The organism is Polaromonas sp. P5_D5, assembly GCF_054049435.1.
Map to the genome: position 1 here is coordinate 943,036 of NZ_JBFUMJ010000001.1, position 26,764 is coordinate 969,799.

Annotated in this window: 21 protein-coding genes; 13 read left to right on the forward strand and 8 right to left on the reverse strand. The window is 65.2% G+C overall.

Going from position 1 to position 26,764, the window contains the following annotated elements; translation table 11 throughout:
- The first annotated feature begins 12 nt into the window (after positions 1-12).
- The 8 genes from ACXJKE_RS04730 (at position 13) to ACXJKE_RS04765 (ending at position 7,499) form a co-directional block, all read left to right on the forward strand.
- Positions 13-729 carry an RDD family protein gene (locus ACXJKE_RS04730; protein WP_457279401.1) on the forward strand — a complete coding sequence of 239 codons (717 nt, stop codon included), beginning with the start codon at positions 13-15 and terminating at the stop codon, positions 727-729.
- Positions 726-1,718, forward strand: coding sequence for a stage II sporulation protein M (locus tag ACXJKE_RS04735; protein WP_457279402.1), 993 nt, complete (start codon positions 726-728; stop codon positions 1,716-1,718). Before ACXJKE_RS04730 ends, ACXJKE_RS04735 begins: the two co-directional genes overlap by 4 nt.
- Positions 1,708-2,463, forward strand: coding sequence for a hypothetical protein (locus ACXJKE_RS04740; RefSeq protein ID WP_457279403.1), 756 nt, complete (start codon positions 1,708-1,710; stop codon positions 2,461-2,463). The genes ACXJKE_RS04735 and ACXJKE_RS04740 overlap by 11 nt, the downstream gene beginning before the upstream one ends.
- Entirely contained in the window at positions 2,460-3,239 is a 780-nt protein-coding gene (locus tag ACXJKE_RS04745; RefSeq protein ID WP_457279404.1) for a DUF4129 domain-containing protein, read from the forward strand. Before ACXJKE_RS04740 ends, ACXJKE_RS04745 begins: the two co-directional genes overlap by 4 nt.
- Positions 3,236-4,504 (forward strand): DUF4350 domain-containing protein, encoded by a 1,269-nt coding sequence (locus tag ACXJKE_RS04750; protein ID WP_457279405.1) that lies wholly within the window; start codon positions 3,236-3,238, stop codon positions 4,502-4,504. The genes ACXJKE_RS04745 and ACXJKE_RS04750 overlap by 4 nt, the downstream gene beginning before the upstream one ends.
- Before the next feature lie 13 nt (positions 4,505-4,517).
- A complete protein-coding gene (locus ACXJKE_RS04755) occupies positions 4,518-5,513 on the forward strand; it encodes an AAA family ATPase (RefSeq protein ID WP_457279406.1) in 996 nt (331 codons plus the stop codon).
- A 22-nt stretch (positions 5,514-5,535) separates the two neighbouring features.
- Positions 5,536-6,891, forward strand: coding sequence for a DUF58 domain-containing protein (locus tag ACXJKE_RS04760; RefSeq protein ID WP_457279407.1), 1,356 nt, complete (start codon positions 5,536-5,538; stop codon positions 6,889-6,891).
- A 65-nt stretch (positions 6,892-6,956) separates the two neighbouring features.
- Positions 6,957-7,499, forward strand: coding sequence for a DUF805 domain-containing protein (locus ACXJKE_RS04765; RefSeq protein ID WP_457279408.1), 543 nt, complete (start codon positions 6,957-6,959; stop codon positions 7,497-7,499).
- Positions 7,500-7,555: 56 nt separating this feature from the next.
- Here ACXJKE_RS04765 and ACXJKE_RS04770 read toward each other — a convergent pair whose 3' ends face one another.
- From ACXJKE_RS04770 to hemC, 4 genes are read right to left on the reverse strand one after another with little or no spacing between them, the layout of a single operon-like run.
- Positions 7,556-8,839: a heme biosynthesis HemY N-terminal domain-containing protein gene (locus ACXJKE_RS04770; RefSeq protein ID WP_457279409.1), complete on the reverse strand. Its 1,284-nt coding sequence runs from the start codon at positions 8,837-8,839 to the stop codon at positions 7,556-7,558.
- A 22-nt stretch (positions 8,840-8,861) separates the two neighbouring features.
- Positions 8,862-10,022 carry a uroporphyrinogen-III C-methyltransferase gene (locus ACXJKE_RS04775; RefSeq protein WP_457279410.1) on the reverse strand — a complete coding sequence of 387 codons (1,161 nt, stop codon included), beginning with the start codon at positions 10,020-10,022 and terminating at the stop codon, positions 8,862-8,864.
- Positions 10,019-10,870, reverse strand: a complete 852-nt coding sequence (locus tag ACXJKE_RS04780) for a uroporphyrinogen-III synthase (RefSeq protein ID WP_457279411.1) — start codon at positions 10,868-10,870, stop codon at positions 10,019-10,021. Before ACXJKE_RS04780 ends, ACXJKE_RS04775 begins: the two co-directional genes overlap by 4 nt.
- A 32-nt stretch (positions 10,871-10,902) precedes the next feature.
- The gene (gene hemC / locus ACXJKE_RS04785) at positions 10,903-11,868 is read right to left on the reverse strand and encodes a hydroxymethylbilane synthase (RefSeq protein WP_457279412.1); all 966 of its coding nucleotides are present in this window, start codon (positions 11,866-11,868) and stop codon (positions 10,903-10,905) included.
- 104 nt (positions 11,869-11,972) lie between these two features.
- Between hemC and ppc the strand changes: the two genes are divergently transcribed.
- The 3 genes from ppc (at position 11,973) to ACXJKE_RS04800 (ending at position 23,552) form a co-directional block, all read left to right on the forward strand.
- A complete protein-coding gene (ppc, locus tag ACXJKE_RS04790; RefSeq protein WP_457279413.1) occupies positions 11,973-14,918 on the forward strand; it encodes a phosphoenolpyruvate carboxylase in 2,946 nt (981 codons plus the stop codon).
- A gap of 215 nt (positions 14,919-15,133) precedes the next feature.
- The gene (locus ACXJKE_RS04795) at positions 15,134-15,361 is read left to right on the forward strand and encodes a hypothetical protein (RefSeq protein WP_457279414.1); all 228 of its coding nucleotides are present in this window, start codon (positions 15,134-15,136) and stop codon (positions 15,359-15,361) included.
- A 4-nt stretch (positions 15,362-15,365) separates the two neighbouring features.
- The gene (locus ACXJKE_RS04800) at positions 15,366-23,552 is read left to right on the forward strand and encodes a GH36-type glycosyl hydrolase domain-containing protein (RefSeq protein WP_457279415.1); all 8,187 of its coding nucleotides are present in this window, start codon (positions 15,366-15,368) and stop codon (positions 23,550-23,552) included.
- Between the two features lie 99 nt (positions 23,553-23,651).
- Here the strand turns inward: ACXJKE_RS04800 and ACXJKE_RS04805 are convergent, their stop codons facing one another.
- The 3 genes from ACXJKE_RS04805 to ACXJKE_RS04815 all read right to left on the reverse strand — a co-directional run bounded on the left by ACXJKE_RS04805 (position 23,652) and on the right by ACXJKE_RS04815 (position 25,018).
- Complete coding sequence (locus tag ACXJKE_RS04805; protein WP_457279416.1) at positions 23,652-23,987, reverse strand: hypothetical protein; 336 nt, start codon at positions 23,985-23,987, stop codon at positions 23,652-23,654.
- 162 nt (positions 23,988-24,149) lie between these two features.
- Complete coding sequence (locus tag ACXJKE_RS04810) at positions 24,150-24,518, reverse strand: glyoxalase superfamily protein (protein ID WP_457279417.1); 369 nt, start codon at positions 24,516-24,518, stop codon at positions 24,150-24,152.
- Between the two features lie 29 nt (positions 24,519-24,547).
- Positions 24,548-25,018 carry a group II truncated hemoglobin gene (locus tag ACXJKE_RS04815; RefSeq protein WP_457279418.1) on the reverse strand — a complete coding sequence of 157 codons (471 nt, stop codon included), beginning with the start codon at positions 25,016-25,018 and terminating at the stop codon, positions 24,548-24,550.
- A 114-nt stretch (positions 25,019-25,132) separates the two neighbouring features.
- Here ACXJKE_RS04815 and ACXJKE_RS04820 point away from each other — a divergent pair, with 114 nt between their 5' ends.
- Both ACXJKE_RS04820 and ACXJKE_RS04825 read left to right on the forward strand, forming a co-directional pair.
- Complete coding sequence (locus tag ACXJKE_RS04820; protein WP_457279419.1) at positions 25,133-25,504, forward strand: hypothetical protein; 372 nt, start codon at positions 25,133-25,135, stop codon at positions 25,502-25,504.
- Between the two features lie 19 nt (positions 25,505-25,523).
- The gene (locus ACXJKE_RS04825; RefSeq protein WP_457279420.1) at positions 25,524-26,141 is read left to right on the forward strand and encodes an ABC transporter ATP-binding protein; all 618 of its coding nucleotides are present in this window, start codon (positions 25,524-25,526) and stop codon (positions 26,139-26,141) included.
- A 24-nt stretch (positions 26,142-26,165) separates the two neighbouring features.
- Here the strand turns inward: ACXJKE_RS04825 and ACXJKE_RS04830 are convergent, their stop codons facing one another.
- The gene (locus ACXJKE_RS04830) at positions 26,166-26,756 is read right to left on the reverse strand and encodes a tRNA-uridine aminocarboxypropyltransferase (protein WP_457279421.1); all 591 of its coding nucleotides are present in this window, start codon (positions 26,754-26,756) and stop codon (positions 26,166-26,168) included.
- Between the last annotated feature and the right edge of the window lie 8 nt (positions 26,757-26,764).

Sequence of the window (26,764 nt, forward strand, 5' to 3'; positions counted from 1 at the left end):
CAGCCCAGCCCTGTGACAACCGCGCGCCTCGATACGCTGTACACGGCCGAAACACCGGAGGGCATCACATTGTCCTTACGGCCCGCCGGCATCGTGGCACGCGGGCAAGCCTACCTGATCGACCTGGCCATACGGTCATGCCTGTTTATCGCTGTGGCCGTAGTGGTCGGAGTAATGGGCAAGGCGGGCGCGGCAATCCTGCTGGTGACCTACTTCGGCCTCGAGTGGTTTTATCCCGTGGTGTTCGAGTTGACCCGCGCCGCGGCCACTCCTGGCAAGCGCGCGATGGGCTTGCGTGTGGTGATGGATTCCGGCCTGCCGGTAACGCCTGCCGCCTCGCTGACCCGCAACCTCCTGCGAGCCGCCGACTTCATGCCGGCGCTGTTTGGTGCCGGACTGCTCTGCGTCCTCTGGCGCAGCGACAGCAAACGGCTGGGTGATCTGGCCGCCGGCACCCTTGTGGTGTTTAGCGAATCCGTCAAGCTTCATGGCGATGTTCCCTTGGCTGATCCGCTGGCCCCCGCACGGCCCCTATCCGCCACCGAACAGGCCTCGGTGCTCTCCTGGGCCGGCCGTGCAACGCGATTAACCCCTGAACGTTTCGGCGAACTCGCAGCGCTGGCAGAGCCCGTGCTTGGCACGGGTGTGCCAGGCAGCAGCGCCACACAACGCCTGCTCGGGCTGGCGCAATGGCTGATGGGCCGGCGTGAAGGAGACTCGCGCCGATGACGCCTCTGCAATTTGAAGCCCTGTATGCGCCCCTCTGGACCGAACTCGAGACGGTGATCGGTATCGCCGAAACCCAGCGCAAGTTCGACGGTGCGCGGCTGGCCACCCTCTACCGCCGTGTTTGCGAGCACCTGGCGCTGGCGCAGGCTCGCGCCTATCCCGTTCATCTGACGCAAAGGCTCGAAACGTTGACGCAAGGCGCGCATCGGCTGATCTACCGGCAGCACGACTACGGCCTGGCGCGCCTTGGACGGCTGGCGCTGGTTGACTTCCCGCAAGCCGTACGCGCGCACCGGGCCTACCTGCTGGTGGCGTTCCTGCTGTTCGTGCTGCCGCTGCTGGCTGCCGGCCTGGCGACTTACCGCGACCCCGGTTTCATCCTGCACTTGATGGACGCGACGCAAGTGCAGCAGTTCGACGGCATGTACGGCGACAGCGCAAGGTCCTTCGGGCGCAACCGCGACGCCGGTGGTGACTGGCAAATGTTCGGCTATTACGTCATGCACAACATCGGCATCGGCTTTCGCTGCTTCGCGGCCGGCATCTTCGGCGGGGTCGGCAGCGCCGGCGTGCTGCTGTTCAATGGGGTGCAGATAGGCGCCGTCGGCGGCTACCTGATTGCCGCCGGCCACGGGCAGAACTTCTGCTCCTTCGTCATCACCCACGGCGCCTTTGAACTGACCGCCATCGTGCTGGCGGGCGCCGCGGGACTCAGGCTGGGCTATGCACTGATCGCGCCGGGCCGGCATACCCGGCTAGAGGCGCTCCGGCTGGCGGCCCGCCATGCCATCGTGGTGATTTACGGCGTCATCGGCCTTCTGCTGATCGCTGCCGCCGTCGAGGCTTTCTGGTCTTCGGCGCGATGGGTCACGCCCGCTGTGAAATATGGTGCGGGCGCAGCCTGCTGGGCACTGGTGCTGGCTTACCTCGGGTGGCAGGGAAGGCCGCGCGCCGTCCCCGCGGACCCCGGAAAACACCATGCAGGTTGATGCACTCGCCGTCGCACTGCGGCCACGGCCCATGGCCGAAGCCGCGGACCTGGGTGTCGCACTGGTGCGCCGCCATGCCGATTCCATCTGGCGCACTTTCCTGCCCATGTATGTGGTCGTCATCGTACTGGTGCTGTGCACGGCGGAGTTTGCCGGCTGGCTCCCCGGGCTGTTGATTTTCTGCCTCAAGCCCTGGTTTGACCGTACCTTGTTGTTCATCCTGTCACGCGCGGTGTTCGGCCAGCCCACGCGGTGGAACGACCTCTGGCAGCACCGTGGGATGGTCTGGGGCGGCCAGTTGCTCCGGACACTGCTGTGGCGGCGCCTGTCTCCCTGGCGTTCGTTCACGCAGGCCGTCGATCAGCTCGAAGGCCAACGCGGCGGCGCCAGGCGCAAGCGGCGCGACCAATTGCTGCGCGGGCGCCGTGGTGCGGGCGCCGGCATGCAGATGATTTTTGCCAATGTCGAGATCGCGCTCGAACTCGCGATCCTGTCGGCGCTGCTGTGGTTCGCTCCTGAGGGAAGCTTCGGAGACGTCTGGCGTTGGCTGCTCGACTCGGAGGCTTCGGCGCAAAGCCTGCTTTTTGCCGCGGTGTACGCTTTCGTCGTCGGTTTGATCGAGCCCTTTTTTGTGGCCGCCGGATTTGCGATGTACCTGAACCGGCGCGTCGAGCTCGAGGCCTGGGACATCGAGCAGGAATTTCGCCGCACCTTCAGCCCCGCAGCGGCGAAAGGCCGGCCATGATGGCTTCTCGCCACGCCGCAAGGCGCTTTTCATGGCGATGGGCCGCGGCCTGCGCCGTGATGGCGGGTATGCCATCGTGGGCCAACCCGGCTGCGGCGCCAGCCGAGCCGCCCTCGCGCCAGCAGGTGCAATCGGCCGCCGACCGGGTTCGCGCCGATCCCAACTTGCCCGGCAGCAAGACCGAAAAATCCCTGCGCTTCAAGAGCCAGGACAAAAAGCCGGAAGACAAAAAGAAGGATCGCGACAGCCTCAACTGGCTCAAGGATTTGGTGGCCAAGGTGTCCGAGGGCGCGCGCCTGCTGGTGTGGGCGCTGGGCGCGCTGGCCCTGGCCTGGCTGGTGGTCGGCATACGGCGCTGGGTGAAGGTGCGGGCCGACGGCGGCCGGCACCGGATGGCGCCCCTGCCCAGCCATATCGGCAGCCTGGACATACGGCCTGAAAGCCTCCCCGACGACGTGGGCGCCGAAGTCGCCTCGCTCTGGCAGCGCGGCCAGCGGCGGCCTGCGCTGTCGCTGCTCTACCGCGGCGCGCTTTCCCGCCTGGTCCACCTGCATGCGGTGCCCATCCGCAACGCCAGCACCGAAGGCGAATGCGTGGCTCTCAGCGAGGGCCGGCTGGCGCCCATGTCGCTGGAGTTTTTCGCGCGACTGGTGACCGCCTGGCAGCTGGCGGCCTATGGCGGACGCCTGCCGCCCACGGCCGGCGTGCTGGCGCTGTGCGCCGAATTTGACGCGCGGCTGGGCGCACCCACCGCCCCGGCGAAAGCCATCGCATGAGGGACCGACTGATCCTCATCCTGCTCGGCGTGCTGTTGCTGGCGGGCAGCGCCTGGCTGATGTCGGCCACTGAATGGGTGGACGTCGACACCCCCACACCAGCCAAGGGTGAGGCCCTCACCAACCCGCTTTACGCCACCGAAAAACTGCTGGTCGCCCTGGATGCGCGGGTCGTGCGGCACAAAAGCCTGGATGCCATGCCGCCGCCGCATGCCCGGCTGGTGCTGGTGTCACGCAACTGGGACCTGTTCCCTGAACGCGCGCAGCGCCTGCGTGCCTGGGTGGCACAGGGTGGGCATCTGGTCATCCCGGGCTTCCTGGCCGGCCATAAATCGCTAAAGGACTGGCTACCCGTCACGGAGCAAAGCCCCTTGAAGTGGGAGCCGCCCACGGTGCCGCCGCGCCCATTGGCCAAACCCGTCAAGGACATGGACTGCCGCGCGCTGGAAGAGCCCGCCGAGGTCATCGCGAGCTACAGCGACAGCCGTGTCTATCGCGCCTGCGGCGCATATTTCAGCCCCCAGTACCTGCCGGTGAATCGGCTGGCCGCACCGCTGTGGTCCCTGCGCGGCACGGCCGGCACCGAGGCCGTGCGCGTGCAGGTCGGCCAGGGCACGGTCACCGTGCTCGGTGGATGGAACCTGCTGGACAATAGCAACCTGCTGCGCGCCGACAATGCGCAGCTGGCGGCCGCGGCATTGCAGGCGCGCGCCGGCACTGAATTCTGGTTTGTCGCCGAAGAGGCCCGGGAGCCCTTCATGCCCTGGCTGTGGCACCAGGCCTGGGCCGCCCTGTTGCTCGGCTTGCTGGCACTGGCGCTGGCCCTGTGGCGCGCCAGCGTGCGCTTCGGGCCGTTGGCAGCGTCCGCAAGCGCTCACCGGCGCTCGATGGCCGAGCAAGTGCGCGGTACGGCGCGTTTTCTGCATATGCACGGGCCGAAGGCCTTGCATACAGCGCAGCTTCGCGCGCTGCACGAATCGGCCACCCGGCAATTGCGCCGGTTTTCACAGCTTGATCCGAAGCAACGCACAGTCGAGATCGCACGCGCCACCGGCCTGGACGCCCTGTTGCTGGAACGCGCCCAGGCAGTCAGGTCGCGCAACCCCGGCGTGCTGGCCGCCGACCTGGAATTGATCGAAACCGCCCGCCGGCGCCTCGACGCCACAGGGCCCGACACGCGGCCGCCAACAGCTTTCACGTCTCCCGTTTCACCCGGTGCCTCACCCAGCGCCTCCTCTGCCGCTTCATCTCCTCCTTCATCCTGAACCGAGAAACACCATGTCATTCATTCCCAACGAAGAACTGAGCCGCGCAGCCGAGTCGCTGCAAACCCTGCGCCAGGAGGTCGGCAAAGCCGTTGTCGGCCAGTCGGAAGCCGTCGACCAGACCCTGGTGGCGCTGGTCGCATCCGGCCACGTCCTGATTGAGGGTGTACCGGGACTGGGCAAGACATTGCTGGCGCGCGCATTGGCGCAAGCCATGAGCCTGCGCTACGCCCGCGTGCAATTCACGCCCGACCTGATGCCCTCGGACATCACGGGTCATTCCGTGCTGGACCCATCGACCCGGAGCGAAGCCGGCATCGGCACGCTGCGGGTACACCAGGGGCCGGTCTTCACGCACCTGCTGCTGGCGGATGAAATCAACCGCGCACCAGCCAAAACCCAGAGTGCCTTGCTTGAAGTGATGCAGGAATACCAGGTCACGCTCGAAGGAAAGGCCATGCCGCTGCCCCGTCCCTTCATGGTGATGGCGACACAAAACCCGATCGATACCGAGGGCACCTACCCTCTGCCGGAGGCGCAACTGGACCGGTTCCTGCTCAAGATCAACATCGACTTCCCCAGCCATGCTGAAGAAAAGGCGATCGTGCAGCTGACCACCGGCCAGCGTGCCGGCAACCAGTTGCCGCTTGATGCGGTCAGGCCGTGCCTGGACGACGCGCAGGTGCTTGAACTGCAGCGGTTGGCCAGCCTGGTGCAGGCGCACGAACAGGTCATTGACTATGCGGTCCGCATCGCCCGCGCCACGCGCGACTGGCCAGGACTTTCGTCGGGGGCAGGGCCGCGCGGCACCATGGCCCTGGTGCGGGCTGCGCGGGCCGGCGCGCTCATGCACGGACGGGACTTCATCACACCCGACGATGTGGCACGGCAGGCCCTGCCGGCCTTGCGCCACCGGGTGATGATTTCGCCCGATGCGCAGCTGGAAGGCCTCGGTGTTGACGACTTGCTGCGCAGTGCCTTGGGCAGCGTCCAGGCCCCCCGTCTCTAGGCCGCAACTCATGCGCCGGTTGGTGATCCCCGCAAAAACGACTGTCAGGGTGCTGGCTTGCATCACGGCAGCCGCCGCGCTGGCCTTGCTCGGGGGTTTGCCGGTTGACCGGGTCGCGATACTGGCCGGCGCCGTCTTGCTGGCGGCGCTGGCAGGCGCCATTTTTGATCTCTGGCGCAGCCTGCGCCTGTGGAGGACCGCGCCGCTGCGCATTGAGCGCACGCTGCCCGGCGCTTTTTCACTGGGCGTGCCAACGGTGCTGACACTGGCGCTGGTCAATGACGGTCCCCTGGCCTGGGCAGTGACGGTGTTCGATGAGGTCGATCCGCGGTTTACCTTTGAAGGCCTGCCACAGGCCGTTACCGTGCCACCGGCTTCGCGCGCCGAGTTGCGATACACGGTGACCGCGAGAGAGCGTGGCGTCGCCCTTTTCGGCACGACCCAGCTGCGCTGGCACACTCGCGGCGGCTGTTTCGAGGTGCAGCAGGCGCTGGGCCAGCCCGGGAAGCTGCGCGTTTATCCCAACTTTGCCGCACTGGCCCGCTATGCGTGGCTTTCCGGTGACCGGCGGCTCGCCCAGATCGGCATTAAGACCTATGTCCAGCGCGGGCTGGGCACTGATTTCCGCCAGCTTGCTGATTACAAAACCGGGGACTCCCTGCGGCACATCGACTGGAAGGCCACACTGCGCCACCAGCGGCCCATCGTGCGTGAATTCCAGGACGACCGCGACCAGTGTGTGTTTTTCCTGCTCGACTGCGGCCGCCGCATGCGCGCTGATGAAAGCAGCCCGGAGCAAGAACTGCGCGGCAGCAGCCATTTCGACGAGGCCCTCAACGCGCTGATGCTGCTGAGCTATGTCGCACTGAAAGAAGGCGACGAGGTCGGCGCAATGACTTTCGGCGGTTTACCTGGGCATCGTCGTGACTTTGCGCCCCGCAAAGGCGCCGCCACACTGAATGCCCTCATGAATCGCCTGCACGACATCCAGCCCGGCGCCATGCATTCGGACTATCTCATGGCGGCGCAGGAACTGCTGCGTGTACAGCGTCGCCGTGCACTGGTGATAGTGCTAACCAACTTCCGCGACGAGGATTCGGCTGAGCTGCGTCCCGCGCTCAAACTGTTACGCCGCAAGCACCTCGTCCTGGTGGCGAGCCTGCGCGAGCGGGTGCTTGGCCGCATCGCCGGCCAGGTGCTGTCCAGCCCGGCGGATGCCGTGGATGTCGCGGCGGCCCACCTGTTCGGGCAGTCGCGGCGCGATGCCTTTGCGCGGGTGGTCGGCAATGACCCGCTGTCGATGGATGTGGAGCCGACGCAACTGGCCGTCTCGCTGGTGAACCGCTACCACGCGGTCAAACGCGCCGGCCTGCTGTAAGCGGGGATTGCATTCAGCCCGGCAGCGGTTATTCTTCGTTTTTCAACAACAGGAGGGAAAGAGAAATGTCTGAAGCCATGAATCCTTATGCCGCACCGCGCGCGGCAGTCGCTGATGTCTATGACCGTGAGGGAGATACACAACCCGTCAAGTGGTTCTCTGCCAGGGGTCGCGTCGGACGCATGCGGTACCTGGCCCGCACCTTTGTGGGCTACCTGCTTTTGCTGGTGGGCGTCTTCGGACTCAGCATGCTGGCAGGCGCTGCCGGCGCCGGCGCCGCAGCGGGCATCGTTGGTTTCGTGGTCATGATTCCCTATTTTCTTTTTCTCATCCTGCTGACTATCCAGCGCAGCCACGACATGGGATGGAGCGGCTGGACGGCGATCCTGGCCTTCATCCCCCTGGTGGGATTGGTCTGGATTTTCAATTCGGGAACCCAGGGCAGCAACCGCTTTGGCGCCCCTCCGCCTCCCAACACCACGCTGGTCAAAATCGGCGCCCTGATGTTTCCCATCATCATGGTCATCGGCATCATCGCCGCCATCGCTTTGCCGGCTTACCAGGGTTATGTGCAGCGGGCCAAAGCGGCCCAGGTGGTCAAGCCCTAAACCTGCCACGGCGGGCGGCATGCCTGCCAGGAGCGAGGCGCGCGCTCAGAGCCTGTCTATATCTGCGCGGCGCGCTTGTAGGCTTGCGCAGCGCCCGCCTCGTCCTCACGCTGCTCAGCCAGCAGCGCCAGGGCGCGCCAGGCATTGCGGTGAAGCGTTACATCCTGAAGCGCCGGCGCCGCCTGCGTCAGCAACTGGCGGGACTTGCCCCAGAGCTGGCGGCTCAGGCAAGCCATGCCCGCCAGGTATTGCAGGTTGGCATCGCGCGGACGGCTGAGTTGTGCGTTTTCAATGCGGGCCAGCCAGGCTGCGTCCAGCGAATCCAGGCCGCCTTCGAGGACACCGATCAGCTTGATGCGCAGGTTGTCGCCGATCTCCGAGCGCGGCTGCATCATGCGGTCCCAGACCTGCAGGAGCCAGCTGCGGGCCAGTTCCGGGTCACCGTGCAGCGCCATCAGGCGCGACGCCGCATGCACCACCAGCTCGGGCATGGCGCGTTCGGTGTCATCCAGCGAGAACCAGGCCTGCTGCAGCTGCGCGGGGTCGTGCGCATCGTTCAGCAGCTCCAGGGCCAGACCGCGCACAATGCTTTGCGCCGCCGCCTGCGAAAAAGCGCGGTGCTTGGCCAGCAGGCGCGCGGTTTCCAGCGCTTGCGCCGTGTGCCGCGCATGCCGCGAGGCGCGCAGCTTCATGCGCAGGGCCAGCGTGCGGCGCGATGCCCCCTGCGGAAGCTGGCCCAGCCAATCCAGTGCCGCACCCGCGTCACGGTCGTCCAGCGCCCAGCGAGCCGCACGGAACTGCACGCCCTCACGCACTTCCTGCGCATGACGGGAGCTCTTCAACGCCAATTGCAGGTGCTGGTCGCGCAAGCTCTTGTTTTGGAGCGCCTGCGCGGCTTCGGCCACCAGAAGATGGGCCAGCGAACGCAACTGTCTGCCGCGGCTGGTGCTGTGGCCTGTCACATGGCCGGATTCGTCGGTCAGCAGGTTCAGGCTCTTTGCCTGCGCAAGCGCATTTTGTGCCGACTTGGTCGAACGGATGTAGCGCCCCGCCAGCAGATGCGCCAGAGAATCCATGAGAGCGCCGTACATGGCACGCTCTTTTTGCTGGGCACGCCAGCGCCTGGCTTCCGCCGGCAGCGAAAACACCGCCGACAGCGCGCGCAAGGCCAGGTACAACACCAGGAAAAGCGCTGCCAGCAGCATCACCATCAGGTTGAAGGAAATATCGACACGGTGCGGCGGCCAGAAGATGGTGACCACGGCCTGGTTGTTGCCCGTAAACAGGGCCACGGCAACGGCCACGCCAAACAGGGCCAAAAGCCAGAGGGCGGCGCGCATGCTGGTTCCTGCCTTTTCCCGCTCAGCGGCCTGCGGCCGCTGTGGCCAGCGCGGCCATGGTTTCGTCCAGGCGCGGAAGCTCGCTGGTTTTCAGCTGGCCCTGGACCTGGGCCAGCAACTGCGCTGCGGCCTGCGTTTTGCGGGACGAGGCATCAAAATATTTGCCCAGCCAGGCATTGGCACTGCCAAGGTCGGCGCGCACCGAATCCGTCTGGCGCGACAGCAGGCCCAGGCGCGCATTGAGCAGGCGCAGCTTGAGGTTCTCCCGCAGGAAAAACGACTGCTCCGGCGACACAAGGGCGGCCTCGGGCTGGTCAATGCGGCTCACGCGCAGCAGCTTGCGTGCTTCTTCGCGCAGGTTGTCCAGCGTGCGCTGCGACCAGGCATCGAGAGCCAGCTTGTCGAATCCCAGCATGGAAGACTTTCCGGCGGAAGACGCGGCCGACGCAGCAGCGCGCGGCGCGGAGGCCGGCGCGGCCGCAGCGGGCAATGCACGCTGGCCGGCTGCCACCATGGCGTTGGCCACCGGCAGGTCGTCTGCCATGCGGACCAGTTCGTCGAGCTTGAGCATGAGAACCGGCACGTCGGTCAGCGTTGCGGCCTTGATGCGGTCCATGTCTTTGGCAATGGCGCGTTGCAGCGGGTTCAGGCGCGGCTGCGCGGCGCGCGACAGGCGCTGGTCGGCCGACTTGAGCGCGGCCAGCAGCGGTTCGGCGCTGCCGGTGAGCTGGGCCTGCTGCTGGGCCAGGCGCAGGGCCGACTCCACATCGACCACCAGATTCTCATCGCGCGAGCGCGACAGGCTCTGCATGAGCTCCTCCAGCTGGGTGCGCTGCAGGCTGACTTCGCTGATGCGGGTTTCCTGGATGGCCAGCCGTGCGGAGAGTTCGCGCGTACCTTCCTGGGCCTGGCGCGCCAGTGTGCGCGCTTCAATGGCCTGCGCGCCGGAATCAATGCTGCGGCGGGCCAGCTCTTCCTGGATATTGCCGAGCTTTTGCCACAGCAAGCCGCTTACGAGCAAGCCCGCAGCCGCCAGCGCGGCAACCAGCAGCGCCCATTTGCGCGGCACCACCCAGACGTCGGGCGAAACGGGTTGCGGGGGAAGCGGCACCAGCGCGCGTTCCAGCACCGGCTCGTTGTCTGGCGTGGAGGATGGAGGCTGGGCGTTAGGGCTGTCACTCATGGATAAAGAGATTCTATCGAGGCAAGTGTGTCCCTGATGTCCTTCAGGGCAGGACGTGACGCCACAACAACACCCCAACCGGCAGCACGCACGGCTTCCTCAATCCGCGGATGCGTGGCCACCGCGCGGGCGCGGCGCCAGTCCACCCCGGCCAGCGCAGGCAAGGCCGTCAGGTTGGCCACCGCTTCAGAGCTGCTGAAGAGCCATACAGACCCATCCACGCTGGCCGCGCGCGCGCGCTGAAGTTGTGTTTCGCTGAGCACAGGCGCAAGGCGCCGGTAAACCCCCACAAAATCCACCTGCGCACCAGCGGCCTCCCACTGGCGGGCGATCCAGTCGCGGCCGGAAGATGCCGTGGCCCCAGACGAGACAGCGCCTTCCCCCCGCACCACCAGCACGCGTTTGCCGTGCCAGTCGCGCAGGCCTGTCACCGCCCATAGGGCTTCCGAATCAAACTGGGCCGCATCGGCCGGCGGCGCATCGATCTGCCCGGCAGGTACCCCGGCGGCTACCAAAGCCGCCACAGTGCCCGGCCCGGGCGCAAGGAAACGCAGCGCAGCCGGCAGCATTGCATCGGCATTCGCTATGTTATTGATAGCTGCTTGCGCACGTCCCTTATGGGTTACAGCCATTTTTTTCTTGAAAAAGTACTCCACCGCATTGCCGCTGACAAACATGCAGGCGGCGTATTGGCCCAGTGTTTGCCAGACGCGCTCCAGCGCGGCCGTATCCAGAGCGGGGGCGATGTCAATCAGCGGTAGCGCCTCAGCGGCAAAGCCCCCCTGCTGCAGTTGCTGCACCCAGTGCTGCGCATCCTGCACGGGCCGCGTCACGATGACGCGGGTCATAGCGCCAGCCGAAGGCACCGGCGCCTGCGGCATCAGGCGCCCGGGGCTTTGCCGGCCCACACGGCGCCGCCGGCGCGCAATTGCGCCGCCACGGCCTCGCCCAGGGCCTCGGCCTCGGCAAAGCTGCGCACCACGGCGGTCTGGTTGACCTGCACCAGCGGCGCCAGCGGGCCTGCGGCGGCGGATGGCGCCTCGGCGGTGGCCGGGTCGCCCCAGGCGGCATTGAGCTGCATGGCGTCCCCATTGGCGGCACCCTGCGTAAAGGCCGCCAGCGGCAGGGAACAACTGCCGCCCATGGCGCGCGACACCGTACGCTCGGCCGTCACGGCCAGCCAGGTCGGCTGGTGCGCCAGCGTGGCCAACGCGGCCATCAGGTCGGCGCGATCGGCGCACACTTCAATGCCCAGGGCGCCCTGGCCTGCGGCCGGCAACATGTCTTCGGGCTCAAATGCGCTGCGGATGCGTGATTCCAGACCGAGGCGCTTCAGGCCCGCAGCCGCCAGCACGATGGCCTGGTACTGGCCTTCGTCGAGCTTGCGCAGGCGCGTGTCGAGGTTGCCGCGTAGCGGCTGTATGACCAGGTCGGGGCGCATGGCCTTGAGCAGCACCAGCCGGCGCAGGCTGGAAGTGCCCACCACGGCGCCCTGCGGCAGATCCGCGAGTGTGGCAAATTGATTAGAGACAAAAGCATCGCGCGGGTCCTCGCGCTCCAGCACACAGGCCAGCGCAAAACCTTCGGGCAGGTCCATGGGCACATCCTTGAGCGAATGCACTGCCAGGTCGGCCCGCCCTTCGCTGAGCGCCACTTCGAGTTCCTTGACGAACAGGCCCTTGCCGCCGACCTTGCTCAGTGAGCGGTCCAGTATCTGGTCGCCCTGTGTGGTCATACCCAGCAGCTCGACCTGCCAGCCCAGGCGCGACTCCAGCAGCGCCTTCACATGCTCGGCCTGCCACATCGCCAGACGGCTTTCGCGGGTGGCGATGACCACTTTTTTCATATCATTCGGTCTGGATTCAAACGCTGCGGACACTCGTAACCTGCTTGTAATACTTGGGGGGAAGTGAATGCTAGCATGCAAGGCTAAAGAACTAGAGGGCAGAGATGGTCACTTCCGCGCGCGTAAAAAGGAATAACTCCGCTGTCAGCGACAAGAGCGGCGGCCGCAGCGCAGGGCCGCCCCAAGCAAGGCCAGCCCCCTCGGGGGGCAGAGAACCACACGCAGTGGGTGAACGTGGGGGCGGTAAGTCGTCCACTCGTTCCAGGGACAACGAACGCCCGCTGGTCGAAGACATCCGCCTCTTGGGCCGCATTCTGGGCGACGTGATCCGCGAGCAGGAAGGCGTTGCCGCCTACGAACTGATCGAGCAGGTGCGCAAGCTCTCCGTCAGCTTCCGGCGCGACGCCGATCCCGAAGCCGACAAGTCGCTCAAGAAATTGCTCAAGGGCCTGTCCGGCGACCAGACGGTCAGCGTGATCCGCGCCTTCACCTATTTCAGCCACCTGGCCAACCTGGCCGAAGACCGCCACCACATCCGCCGCCGCGCGGTCCACGAGCGCGCAGGCGACACGCAGGAAGGCAGTATCGACGTGGCGCTGGCCCGACTGCGCTGGGCCGGCATCTCGACCAAAACCATTTCCACCACCCTGGCGCACAGCTTTGTCTCGCCGGTGCTTACCGCCCACCCGACCGAGGTGCAGCGCAAAAGCATCCTGGACGCCGAGCGCGACATCGCCCTGCTGCTGACAGCGCGGGACGACATCAAGGCGCTGGCGCAAGCTGTCAATGCCGCCAAGGACGCGCTGACACCGCGCGAGCTGGCCGCCAATGAAGCGCAGCTTCGCGCCCGCGTCATGCAGCTGTGGCAAACCCGTTTGCTGCGGTTTTCCAAACTCACCGTCGCCGATGAGATCGAAAATGCGCTGAGTTACTACGAAGCCACTTTCCTGCGGGAGATTCCCAAGCTTTACGCCAACCTGGAGCGCGAGCTGGGCAACCAGCCGGTACACAGCTTTCTGCGCATGGGCCAATGGATAGGCGGCGACCGCGACGGCAATCCCAACGTCAGCGCCGACACCCTCAATTACGCGTTGGGCCGGCAGGCAGAAGTGGCGCTGCGCCACTACCTGACCGAGGTGCATTTCCTGGGCGGCGAGCTCTCGCTGTCAGCCATGCTGGTCGAATTCAGCCCCGCGATGCGGCTGCTCGCCGAAAGCTCGCCCGATACCAGCGAACACCGCAAGGACGAGCCCTATCGCCGCGCCCTCACCGGCGTCTACGCACGCCTGGCCGCCACACTCAAGGACCTGACCGGCGGCGATGCCGCGCGCCATGCCGTGGCACCGCAAAACGCCTACCTCAAGTCGGAAGACTTCCTGGCCGACCTGCGCACCATCGAAGGATCCCTCAAGGCCCATCACGGTGAAGCGCTGATCGCCCAGCGCCTGCACCCGCTGATCCGCGCGGTCGAAGTGTTTGGTTTTCACCTGGCCACGGTCGACCTGCGCCAGAGTTCCGACAAGCACGAAGAAGTGGTGGCCGAGCTGCTGGCCGTTGCACGCATCGAGGCGAATTACGGCAAGCTGGACGAAGCGGCCAAACGCGCACTGCTGATGGGCCTGCTCAACGATGCACGGCCGCTGCGCGTGGTCGGCACCGCTTATTCAGCCCACGCCCGCGGTGAACTGGCGATTTTTGAGGCGGCCCGCACCGCGCGCGCCCGCTTCGGCAAGGAAGCGATCCGCCACTACATCATCAGCCATACCGAGACCGTGAGCGATCTGCTCGAGGTTCTGCTGCTGCAAAAAGAAGTCGGCCTCATGCACGCCACGCTCGACAGCCATGCCACCAACGACCTCATCGTCGTGCCGCTGTTTGAAACCATCGAAGACCTGCGCAATGCCGCGCCCATCATGCGCGAGTTCTACGCCCTGCCCGGCATCGCCCAGCTGGTCAAGCGCAGCGGTGCCGAGCAGGACATCATGCTCGGCTACTCGGACAGCAACAAGGATGGCGGCATCTTCACCAGCAACTGGGAGTTGTACCGCGCCGAGATCGCGCTGGTCGAGCTGTTCGACGAGCTGGCCAATTCGCACAACATCCAGTTGCGCATGTTCCATGGCCGCGGCGGCACGGTCGGCCGCGGCGGCGGTCCGAGCTACCAGGCCATCCTGGCGCAGCCGCCCGGCACGGTGCGCGGCCAGATCCGTTTGACCGAGCAAGGAGAAGTGATCGGCTCCAAATACGCCAATCCGGAAATCGGCCGGCGCAACCTGGAAACACTGGTGGCAGCCACGCTGGAGGCCACACTGCTGCAGCCGACCAAGCCCGCTACCAAGGCCTTTTTGCAAGCCGCCGCCGAGTTGTCACAGGCCAGCATGGCCGCCTACCGCAACCTGGTTTATGAAACCCCGGGGTTCACCGAATACTTTTTTGGCTCCACGCCGATCCGCGAGATTGCGGAACTCAACATCGGCTCCCGCCCGGCGTCACGCAAAGCTTCGCAGAAAATTGAAGACCTGCGTGCGATTCCCTGGGGTTTCAGCTGGGGCCAGTGCCGCCTGACCCTGCCCGGCTGGTATGGCTTCGGCTCGGCCATCGAGCAATTCCTCCAGCAGGGCGGTACGCCCGCCAGCCGCAGGGAAGCGTTGGCATTGCTGCAAAAAATGTACAAGCAGTGGCCGTTTTTCCGCACCCTGCTCAGCAACATGGACATGGTGCTGGCCAAGAGCGACCTGGCGTTGGCCTCACGTTATTCGGAGCTGGTGGGCGATGCGCGCCTGCGCAAAAAAATCTTCAGTGCGATTGAGTCCGAATGGCACCGCACGGCCGAGGCGCTGACGCTGATCACCGGGGAAAAGCAGCGGCTGGCGGGCAACGCCGCCCTGCAGCGCTCCATCCGCCACCGTTTTCCGTACATCGACCCCCTGCACCACCTCCAGGTGGAGCTGGTGCGGCGCTACCGCGCCGGCCAGGCCGACCAGCGGGTGCAAACCGGCATTCACATTTCCATCAACGGGATTGCCGCGGGCCTGCGCAACACAGGTTGAATGGCCGTGAACAACGGGCAGCCATGCTGCGCGTGAGAGATTCCCCGCTGTGGGGGTATTACCAGGGGCGCATACTGTAGGCCTTGTCCTAGACAAACTCCAGCGTCTTCTGATGGCCCCGCGAGGGGCCGGTGCGTAGCATGGTGTCAGACACGGAGCAATGCGGGTATTTCGCCACGCGTTGCCCAAACCAGCTACCCCCGGAGCGCAAAATCATGACTACCCTGGAGATCATGGCCGACTCACCGTCCGCCATTCAAAACGATTTTGTTTCCACCGACGCCGCCGATCTGGCGTCACACATGGATCAGTGCGCGCATTCGCGCAGCCGGTTTTTTACGCTCCAGTCCGGGCTTCAGTCCGCGCACTCCCTGGCCTCACCGCGCATCATCACAGTCGCGGCCATACTGGCTATTTTTCTTGGCCTGTTAGCCGTAGCCTGAGCGCGTGACCCCCGCTGTCATCGAGCGGCTGGACACCCTAAGCGCCTACGCCCGGCAACTGCTCGCCTCCCGCCAGGGCGGCGCAGAGCAGCCCATCCGCGCTGAACTTTTCGGTGCGCAGCGCTTTGAAGAACACGGCCGCAGCCTGGCCGCAGCCCAACCCATCAGGCCTGCCGGCAGCCCTGATCACGGTCCGCCTTTTTTCCCGCGCGTGCAGGAAAACATCGCCGCGATCCGCCTTGCTTACGACTACATCGCCCTGACTTCGCTGACAGGCCACTACGTAACGCCGGCCGCCGAATGGCTGCTCGACAACTTCCACCTTGTCGAAGCCCAATTGCAACAGATCCAGGATGGCGTCCCCCACCGCTACTACGCGGATTTGCCCAAACTGGCGAGCAAGCCGCTGGAGGGCCTTCCCCGGGTGTACGGTATTGCATGGGCCTATGTAGCGCACACCGACAGCGTGCTGGACCCGGAGCTTTTCACGGCCTTCCTGCATGCCTACCAGGAGGTCAGTGAACTCAATCTCGGCGAACTCTGGGCCTTGCCGACCACGCTGCGTGTGGTCCTGCTGGAAAACCTGCGCCGCATGGCCGACCGCATCGCCTGGAACAAGGTGGCCCGCGAAGTGGCGCATGCCACCTGGGACAAGGCCGGCGTACTGAGCCTGCAGGAGCTCGACGAGCTGTACGCCCTCATGCAGGCCCATGGCCTTGAACGCAGCTATCTCACGCAGCTCTGGCAGCGCATGCCCGCCGAACGTGAAGAGCCGGACTCGCCTACGGCGCCACCCCTCGTCCGCTGGACCGAAAAGCATTGCGGCGATGCCCTGGGCATGATCGGCGAAGGGCAAACCACCCAGGTCGCCGCCAACCTGACCGTCAGCAACATCATCACCACCCTGCGGCTCATAGGCCAGGTGGAGTGGGTGGAGCTGATCGAGCCGGTCAGCCATTCCCTGCAGGTCTTGCGCCGGCTGCCGAGCTTTTCCCGCGAAAGCGAGATGACGCGCCAACAGATCACGCGCGCCATGGAGCGACTGGCGCAGCAAACCGGTAAATCCGAGCGCGCCGTCGCCGAAGCGGTGCTGGCCGCAGCGCACCAGCCCAACAACTCCCTGGCGGCACACACCGCCGGCTACTACCTGATAGGGCCGGGCCGCCCCCTGCTGGAAGCAGCATTGCAGCCCGCCGCAGCGCCGCACAAACCATTGCCGGCCCCCGAAACACCACGCGCCTGGCGCCTGCCGCTCTACGCGGCCGCATGGATTGCCGGAACCGCTGCATTGCTCAGTTGGGCCGCACACCCGCTCGCCACGCTACCCTGGACGGCGTGGGTAGCCTTGGTGCTGATGGCCTGGCCCGCGTCGGAAGTGGTCGCTGCGCTGATCCACCGGCTGATCGCCGAATCCACACGCATACAGCCCCTGGCCCGTCTCGATTTCAGCACGGGCATCCCGGCTGAACACCGCGTGCTGGTGGTGATACCTTCGATGCTTTCTTCAGCTTGCGCCAACAGCGAACTGGTGCACCGCCTGCAGCTGCACTGGCTGGCCAGCCGCGAAACCCATGCGCAGTTTGCCCTGCTGACAGACTGGGCCGACGCCGACGCCGAGAGCCTGGCCGGCGACGCAGAGCTGCTTGAGGACGTCCTCGTCAAACTGCGCGCACTCAACGCAGCCTGCCCGCCGGCGAGCTCCGACTCACCGGCAAGATTTTTACTGCTGCACCGCCCGCGCAGCTGGTCCGCGACAGAGCGCCGCTGGATCGGGGCGGAACGCAAGCGTGGCAAGCTTGAAATGCTGTTGCGGCAACTGGCCGGACACTCGTCATCGCCGTTTGTCCCTGTGGACGTCAACATGCGGCTGGCGCCGGGCATACGCTACGTGCTGACGCTCGACAGCGACACCAGCCTGCCGGCGGGCTCCCTGCGCGAACTGGTGGCCATCGCTGCGCACCCGCTGAACACGCCGCACGTCGACCGCGAGACGCGGCGCGTGACCGCCGGCTACGGCATCCTGCAGCCCCGCGTGGCCATGCCCCTGTCGGCCCACCACGAGCGTTCCCCCTTCCATGCGATGTTTGCAGGCCAGCGCGGCCTGGACCCTTACAGCAACGGTACCTCCGACCTGTACCAGGACGTGTTCGGCATGGGCAACTTCATCGGCAAGGGCCTGCTGCATGTCGAGGCCGTGCATGCCGTGCTGGACAGCCGCATGCCCGAGGGCGCCATCCTGAGCCACGACCTGCTGGAAGGCAGCATCGCCCGCTGCGGCTACGCAGGCGACGTCGTGCTGATGGAAGACCACCCACATCACGCGGGCGTGGCCGCATCACGCGTGCACCGCTGGACGCGCGGCGACTGGCAATTGCTGCCGCTGATGCTGCATGCGAAGCGCTACGGCATTGATGCCCTGGGCCTGTGGCGCATGGCGGACAACCTGCGCCGCTCGATGATCGCCCCGGCCTGCTTCGCGCTTGTGGCCTGGACAATATTCACGGGGGCGCTGCCTGTGACGACGGCACTGGTTTTCACTGTTCTGGCATTCCTGGCCGGCCCCTTGATGGGTGCGCTGGCAGGGCTGGTTCCCACACGGCGAGGCATCGCCTGGGGGCACTTCTTTGACGTCGGCATGCGCGATGTGGCGCGCAGCATGGCGCAGGCGCTTTGGCAATTGAGCCAGCTGCCCGCCCTGGCTGCCCTGTCGTTCGACGCCATCACACGGGCCCTCTGGCGCATGGCCATCAGCCGCCGCCATCTGCTGCAGTGGACCACCGCCGCCCAGTCGCAGGCTTCCGCCCAGTACACGCTGGGCGCTTTTGTCCGCAATCATGCCCCGGTGTCCGCGTTATGCCTCGCGCTGGGCACGGCCGCATGCTGGGGGCCGCATCCCCTGATCGGCCCGGTGCTTTTCCTGCTGTGGGCGCTGGCGCCCGCAGTGGCCTGGTGGGGCAGCAAGCCGGCTGTTCGCGCGCCATATCTGTCACTCAGCGCCGCAGACCGCGCCTACCTCATGAAGCTGGCGGCCCAGACCTGGCGCTTCTTTGAACGCTGCGTCGGCCCCGAAGACCACCACCTGCCGCCGGACAACCTGCAGATGGAACCGGAACCGACGATCGCACACCGCACCTCGCCGACCAACATCGGCCTGTACCTGATGGCTGCAGCCTGTGCGCGCGAGTTCAACTGGATATCCACCACCGAGCTGATCGCGCGGCTGGGCGCCACGCTGGGGACGGTCGAAGCACTGCCCAAGCACCAGGGCCACCTGCTCAACTGGTATGAAACCCGGTCGCTGCAAGTGCTGCCTCCGGCCTATGTTTCCACCGTAGACAGCGGTAACCTGGCGGGCCACCTGCTGGCCGTCGCGCAGTGTGTTCGCCAGCTGGCGGCGCACCAGGAAACATCGCCAGGCGAATCCGCCGAACTCCTGGAATTGGGAGCCCGCTGTGAAAAGCTTTGTATGGCGATGGATTTCGGCGGCCTTTACAGCCCCAAGCGCCACCTGTTTCATATCGGGCTGCGTGTGCACGAGCAGGCACTTGACGCCAGCTATTACGACCTGATCGCCTCGGAGGCGCGCCTGACCAGCTTCCTGGCGATTGCCAAAGGTGATGTGCCGCGGCGCCACTGGCTGGCGTTGGGCCGCGCCTTCCTGACGGTGGGCGTAACGCCCGGCCTGAAGTCCTGGTCGGGCTCGATGTTTGAATACCTGATGCCTTCGCTGGTCATGAGCGAGCCCGACGAAGGCCTGTTGCATGTGTCCGGCCTTGCGGCCGTCAAGGAGCAGCAGGCCTGGGGCCAGGCACAGGGCCTGCCATGGGGCGTTTCGGAGTCGGCCTACTTTGGGCAAGACCATACGCTGGCCTACCAGTATTCGCCGTTTGGCGTGCCGCGACTGGCCCTTCGGCGGACCCCGCCTGCCGACCGCGTTGTGGCGCCCTATGCCAGCATCATGGCGTCCCAGTTCACGCCGCAAGAAGCGGTGGCGAACCTGCGCCAGCTTGAGCAATGGGGTGCGCGCGGCGAATACGGCTTTGCCGATGCGCTGGATTTCACCGTCGCCAGGCAACCAGGCGCCCAGGCGATGAGCCTGGTCAACACCTACATGGCGCACCACCAGGGCATGTCGCTGGTGGCACTGTGCAATGTGCTGTGCAACGAAGCACCGCGCCGCTGGTTCGCTTCGACCCCGCTGGTGCAGGCGTTCGAATCGCTGCTGCATGAAAAGACACCGCGCCAGATCATCGAAAGCGCAGACCCGCGCGCATTGCCCGAACCCGCGGAGCTGGCCGAAGCCCGGCTGTACCATTCACGTGAGATCGACCCGGCCATGCCCGGCTGGCAACCTACACAGCTGCTGTCCAACGGGCGCTACAGCGTCGCCCTGCGCGCCAATGGGGCCGGTGTCAGCCGCTGGCGCACCGCAGGCAAGACCTACAACATCACCCGCTGGCGCGACGACCTGCTGCGCGATGCCTGCGGTACCTTCATCTACCTGCGTCCGTCCGGCCAGGAGCAGGCCTGGTCCCTGACGCAACATCCGGCGCCGCATCCCGGCTGGCAATACAAGGCCACCTACCTGCCGGACCGCGTGCAATTTGACGTGAGCTCCGATCAGCTGGAGGCAAGCACCAGCGTGCTGGTCAGTCCCGAGGACGACACTGAAATGCGCAACGTGACGCTGCGCAACCTGTCGGCCACGGAGATGACGCTCGACGTGATTTCATGTTTTGAAGCGGTGTTGACCGACCCGCGCGCCGACGAGGCCCATCCGGCATTTTCGAACCTGTTTGTCCAGACACGCTGGCATCCCGAATGGCGCGCCCTGCTGCTGTCGCGCAAACCCCGGCTGCAGGGCGATCCTGTCATGGCGGTCGCACATTTCCTCGCCAATTCAGAGGCCAACGTCCGCGCCATCGATTTCATCTCGGACAGGCGCGCCTTTCTGGGCCGTAACCGGGAGCCGGGCCAGCCGGCATTGCGGACCGAGGCGCACGGCCAGGACGGCTCACCCATCAACGGACTGGACCCGGTTGCGGGCCTGCGCCTTCGCATCCGGATTCCGGCAGGCGGCGTGGCCCGGCTCAGCTTTGCCACAGCCGCCGCGTCCAGCAGCGACGAACTCGCAGCACGCATCGACAAATACCTGCAGCCCATGCACGTGGAGCGCGCTACCCGCATGGCCGCCACGCTGGCCCAGGTGCGGCTGCGCGACCTGGGGGTCGACCCTGAGGAAAATGCAGCGCTGCAGGACCTGAACACGGCGCTGATGTACAGCTGCGCGCGGCCAATGGCGGAACGCGGCCTGCTGGACCAGCGCCAGCTCTGGCGTTTCGGCATCTCGGGAGACAAACCCATCGTACTGGTGCTCATCCACTCCAGCAACGGGATGGCACTGGTGCATTCATTGCTGCGGGCCCAACCCTGGTGGAGTTTCTGCGGGCTGGGTACCGACGTGGTCATCCTCAACAGCGAAGTCAACTCCTACCTGATGCCCTTGCAACGCGACATCCTGGCGCTGCGCGACCGCACACTGCAACAAACGGAAAACAGCTTTCCGCGCAGCGACGCCGGTGGCTTTTACCTGCTGCGCGACCAGGAAATCGTGCCCTCGGAAAAAGCCGCGCTGACGGGGTTGGCACGCGTCATTCTGGTGGCAGACGGCAGGCCGCTTGAACAACAGGCCGCAGCGCTACGCAGCACGGCCAACGCCCAGCGCCGTGCGGGCTCCGCCACGCGTCCGCTGCCGGCGCCCTCCTCCGGTTCTGCCGGTGCCACCGGACAAGCTGGTGCACTGCAGATGCCCCAGGGACAGTTCGATGCCGACACCGGCGAGTTCCGGTTTGACGTTGACAGCCTGCACCGCCCGCCCCGACCATGGATCAACGTGATCGCGAATCCCTCTTTCGGCTTTCAGGTGTCTGAGACCGGTGCCGGCTACACATGGGCGGTAAACAGCCGGCTGCACCAGGTCACGCCCTGGTCCAACGATCCGGTGGCGGATCCCACCTTCGAGCACTATCTGCTGCAGGACGTGGACACGCAGCAAGTGCTGGCATTAAGCCCGTCGGCACAACACGGCCCGGCGCCTGCCTGCCGTGTGCGTCACGGCCAGGGCTACACCGTATTCGAATGCCAGCACGGTGCGCTTCATGCGGAAACCACTTTTTTTGTTGCTCAAACTGATCCGGTCAAACTGGTGCAGGTCACGCTTCATAACCAGGGCAGCGCCACGCGCAAGCTGCGCGCCCTGGCCATGGTCGAATGGCAGATGGGTGCTGCACGCCACGAACGCCGCACCATACATGCGTGGAAAGACAAAGACAGCCTGCTGACAGCCGTGTTTGCGCAGCAGCGTGAAAGCCGGGCGGGCTTCGGCGGCAGCACGGCGTTCCTGTCGCTGACCGGTTTGCCCGGCACACCCGAGTGGACCTGCGACCGAAGCGAATTTTTCGACGCAACGGGCCGGCTGGTGCTTCCTTCCGCCCTGGGCCAGAATGCCGCCGGCGGCGCGGACCCCTGCGCCGCGCTGGCAGGCGAGTTCTCCCTGCTTCCCGGCCAGACTCTTGCATTCACCTTCCTGCTCGGCCATGCCGCCGACGCCACGCAAGCCCTGCAACTGGCCCGCAGCTGGCAAGGCAAAGATGCGGCGCAGGCGCTTGAACAGGTCAAGGCTTATTGGTCCGGGTTACTGGGCAAAGTGCAGGTGCACACGCCCGATCCGCTGTTTGACGCCCTGGTCAACCGCTGGCTGCTCTACCAGACCCTGGCATCGCGCCTGTGGTCCAAGGCCGGTTTCTACCAGGCCGGCGGCGCATTCGGCTTTCGGGACCAGTTGCAGGACGCCATGGCCTTCGCCGTCATTGAACCGGGCCGCCTGCGTACGCAAATCATGCTGAACGCCTCGCGCCAATTCCCCGAGGGGGATGTCCAGCACTGGTGGCACGCGCCCGGCGGTGAGGGCGTGCGCACCCATTTTTCGGACGATTTGCTGTGGCTGCCCTATGCCTGCGCCTGGTATGTCCAGGTCACAGGCGACACCAGCATCCTGGATGAAGAGGTTGCCTTCATCGACGGGCCGTCGATTCCCGAAGGTGCGGAAGACGCGTATTACGCGCCGCAAACCAGCGGGCAAACCGCCACGGTGTTCGAACACTGCGCCCGTACCCTGGACCGCAGCCTGGCCATCGGGGCACACGGCCTTCCGCTCATGGGTACGGGTGACTGGAACGACGGCATGAACCGCGTGGGCCACGAAGGCCACGGCGAGTCTGTCTGGCTGGGCTGGTTTTTATGCCGCGTGGTCAATGACTTTCTGCCCCTGGCCGCATCGCGCGGCGACGACGGCCGTGCGCAGCGCTGGCGCCAGGCCCGTTCCGGCTGGGTTGCCGCCCTGCACGACGCGGGCTGGGACGGTGCCTGGTTCCGCCGGGCGTTCTTCGACAACGGCGCACCGCTCGGCTCCTCCACCAATGACGAATGCCGCATCGACCTGATTGCCCAAGCCTGGTCGGTGCTTTCCGGCGCTTCCACCGAGGCCTTCATCGGCCCGGCCATGCAGGCCATGAATGAACAGCTGGTGGACAACGAAGCGGGCCTGCTGCGCCTGCTGGCGCCACCGCTGGAAAAGTCGGACAACAACCCGGGCTACATCCAGGCCTACCCGCCGGGGGTGCGTGAAAACGGTGGCCAGTACTCGCATGCTGCCGTCTGGGCCATGATGGCGCAAGCCATCACCGGCGATACCGAAGCCGCCTGGGAAAGCTTCAAGGCACTGAGCCCGGCCCACCGCAGCGAGCACCCCGTTCGCGGCCCCGCCTATGAGCTGGAGCCCTACGTGATGGCGGGTGACATCTATGGCGCGGCGCCCTATGTAGGCCGCGGCGGCTGGAGCTGGTACACCGGCTCGGCTGCGTGGCTGCACCGCGCGGCGCTGGAAAACATTCTGGGCCTCAAGGTGCAGCAAGGTGCGCTGTCGCTGTCGCCCCGTGTACCGGGGCACTGGCCCTCGTTTGAGATCACGCTGCGCCTGCAGGAGCGCGTGGTGAAGCTTCGGTGGCAACGCGCAGGGCTTGCCGCAGAAGACCGCTTCAAGCCCGACCTGGTAATCACGCCGGGACAAGTGGTGATGCTGGCCGAGCTGCCGGCGCAAGCGGCGTTGCTGGTGCAGGCTGAAGCAAGCTGAATTTCGGGTCGCTATTGATTTAATAGCTACCTGCGCTTTTCAGGTAAGGGCTGGAAGCCTTTTTTGCTTATAAACGCCCCTTCTTTGACTCCAGGCGCCTCAGGCGTTCGTCAGGTCGCCGAACATCGACGGCGTGCGATGCCTCGCAGGGAGCAGGTACACGGGCACTTCGCCCGCATCCACGGTTTCAATCAGGCCCAGCGCCAGCAATGAGCGCAAGGATTCGTCAAGCGATCGGGGCGGCATGAACTGCTGCAACTGCTCAAACCACACGCCCGCGCCGCACATCTCCAGTACATCGTGCAGGTAGCGTGACAACGAGCCTGTGGCCTGCGCTTTGGTATTGACCGTGTTCACGCAGGCGCGGCCTCCCGGCGTCAGCCGGTAGCAGCGTGAGGCGAGGCCTGGAAGAGGGGGCGAGTGGGTCGAGGTCATGGGTGTCTCCTTCAGCAGCACTCATGGTGAACCTGTAGCAACGAAGTATTCTTGACGAAAATCAAGAGCGGGGCTCCACCTGACACGGCGTTCTTGACGGCAGTCAAGATTTGGGGTTTTAGAGCGCGCCGGCGTGAGATTCATCCGGTTTGTAAAGTGCGGTCAGGTGCTGATGGCATTGGTAAATGTCAGCCGGTTGCCAAAAGGGTCCCTGATCGACATGTCCCGGCTCTCCCACGCTGTGTCTTCAATTCCGGGACGGGCGTGTTTGTAGTTCTTCGCCAAAAGCTGCTGGTGAAACGCGTCAAGCTCGTCCGTTTCAATCCGCATCGCGGCGCCCGGGCTGCAGTCGCCGTGGTGCTCCGACAAATGCAGCACGCAGCCGCCTTTGGATATTTGCAGATAGAGCGGCATGCCGGGCTCAAAGCGATGCTCCCAATCGACCTTGAAACCGAGGAAATCGATGTAAAACTCCCGGGCCTTGGCTTCATCGAAGATGCGAAGGATGGGGGTGGTTTTTCCGAAGCTCATCTCTGCAATCTCCTCGTCAAATAAAGCAGCTAGCCAATGTAAGGCCCCTTGACCTCACCCCAGCCCCATCGCGGCATGGGCGCATCAGCGTCCACCGTGGCACCCGGCTGCGAATTGATCACGGCCAGTCGCGAACCCCACTCAAGGTATCCCACCAGCGCCGACCTGAATTCCGGGTCGTCGGGCATGCCCAGTTCATCCGCCGTTTCAAGCAGCAAGGCCACCCAGCGGCGCCGCTGCTCCTGCAGCAGATGCCGGTTCAGGTGCTGCCGGATCATGTGCGGATGGCCGCCATGCTGCTCCGAATAGGTCGCGGGTCCACCCAGGACTTCGCCCAGAAATGCGGCGACATGGGCCGGGTGGCTGTCGTCCATGTGCGCGAACACAGGCCCCAGCAAGACGTCCTTCTTCACATGCTCATAGAAACGCGTGGTCAATCGGGTCAAGGCGTCGAGGCCGCCTACCCATTCGTACAAGCTTGGAACTGTGCGATCTGACATGGTGATGTCCTGCAAATTGGGCTAAGAGATGTCTCAAAAAAACGCAGATTAACATTGCCACTAGCCTGATCATTTAAATGTGCCTCGATAGCCTCAGAATCAGATCCTTACCCCATGTGCTCTCCCGTTGAAACCATTGTCATATGGCTCTTTGTCGGCATGTTCGCGTGTGGCGTCTTCGGCTATGGCGATCAATGCCGATTTGAGGACTACATCGAGGAACACCACCCCACACGATGGAAAGAGCTGGCCCTGCGAAGCAAATGGCTCATGCCGGAAAACGGGGAACACAGCCAGGCGGGCGTGCAATGGTTTCTCATTCTTCACGGTGAATACAAAAAAATTGAAGACCCTCGCGCGCAAACGTTGGGGCGCAAGGCCCGCATCTGGTCCATGACGGGTCTGGTATGCCTGGCCAGCGTTGGCCTGTACGCCCTTGTAGTGCAGAACTTCCCGTCTCTGCGTTGCCTTATCCCCTGGATGTAAAACCTTGACCCCGCCAGCCATGCTCACCATCGAAAACCTGTGGTTTCGCTACCCCAACCCACAGGTTGAAATCCTTGCCAACTGGTCCGGCGAAATCCCGCCAGGCGTCACGCTGGTGCAAGGCGGCGACGGGCGCGGCAAGAGCACCCTGCTTCGATTACTGGCGGGGGCCTTGCCTGCCGATGAGGGAAAGTTGACGCTCAATGGCATCTCGCTCAAAGACAAGCCCGACGCTTACCGCCGGCAGCTCTTCTGGATGGAGCCGCGCGCCGACACGTTTGATCAACTCACGCCGGCGCAGTATTTCGAAGATGTTCGCAGCCGGTACCCGGGTTTTGATGCGGCTCTGGTAGCGCCGCTGGTCGACGGCCTCGGGCTTGAGCCGCACATGGGCAAGCAGCTTTTCATGCTGTCCACCGGGTCGAAGCGCAAGGTCTGGCTGACAGCGGCGTTTGTGTCGGGTGCGGCGGTGTTGTTGCTGGATGAGCCCTTTGCCGCGCTGGATGCACCCTCGATTGCCTTCGTCAAAGGACGGCTTCAAGACATTTCAGCGCATACAGGGCGCGCGGCCGTGATTGCGGACTATGAGGCCCCCAGCGGAGTGCCGCTGGCCGGTCTGATTGACCTGGGCGACTGACCAAAATACCGGGATCAAGTCGAACTACTTCGGAACAAACGCCAACTGCTGCGCCACAAAACCGTCAAACGCCTTGAGCAGCGGGTGGTATTTTTCAGCATGGCCTTCCAGTTGCGCCAGCGCTGCGCAGGTAGCCTCCAGCGTTGAGAGTTGCCCCGGCTTGTGGGCCTTGCGGATCCGGTAGCCGGAAGCCGGTACATCTTCCAGCGACAGGCGCGGCAATTGCTGCAGCAACGGGCTCCGGTGCAGCATCCTTCGGCTCTTGCGCCAGGTGCCGTCCAGTACGACAAGCAGCACACGTGCCGCGTCGTTGAGTTGTATGGGATCCAGGACGGGCGCTGCATCATCCGGCGTCTGCGGATACAGCAGCACCACATACTCCGGTCCTTGCAGCGCATCACGCAAACCAGCTTCATCAAAACACTCGCCCGTCAGCATCCGGCTGCACGGCAGACTCAGGTGCAGCAGGCGAGCGCTGTTTTTGGCGTGGTCAACCTCCAGCGGATGCTGAAGGATCAGCACCCCGGTTTCATGCGCTGTGGGGGTAACCCACCTGCAGATGCAGCCACCCTGCGGGCGAAGGCACGCGGCGCAGCGCAGGCGCGTCACGGGCACAGCTCAGC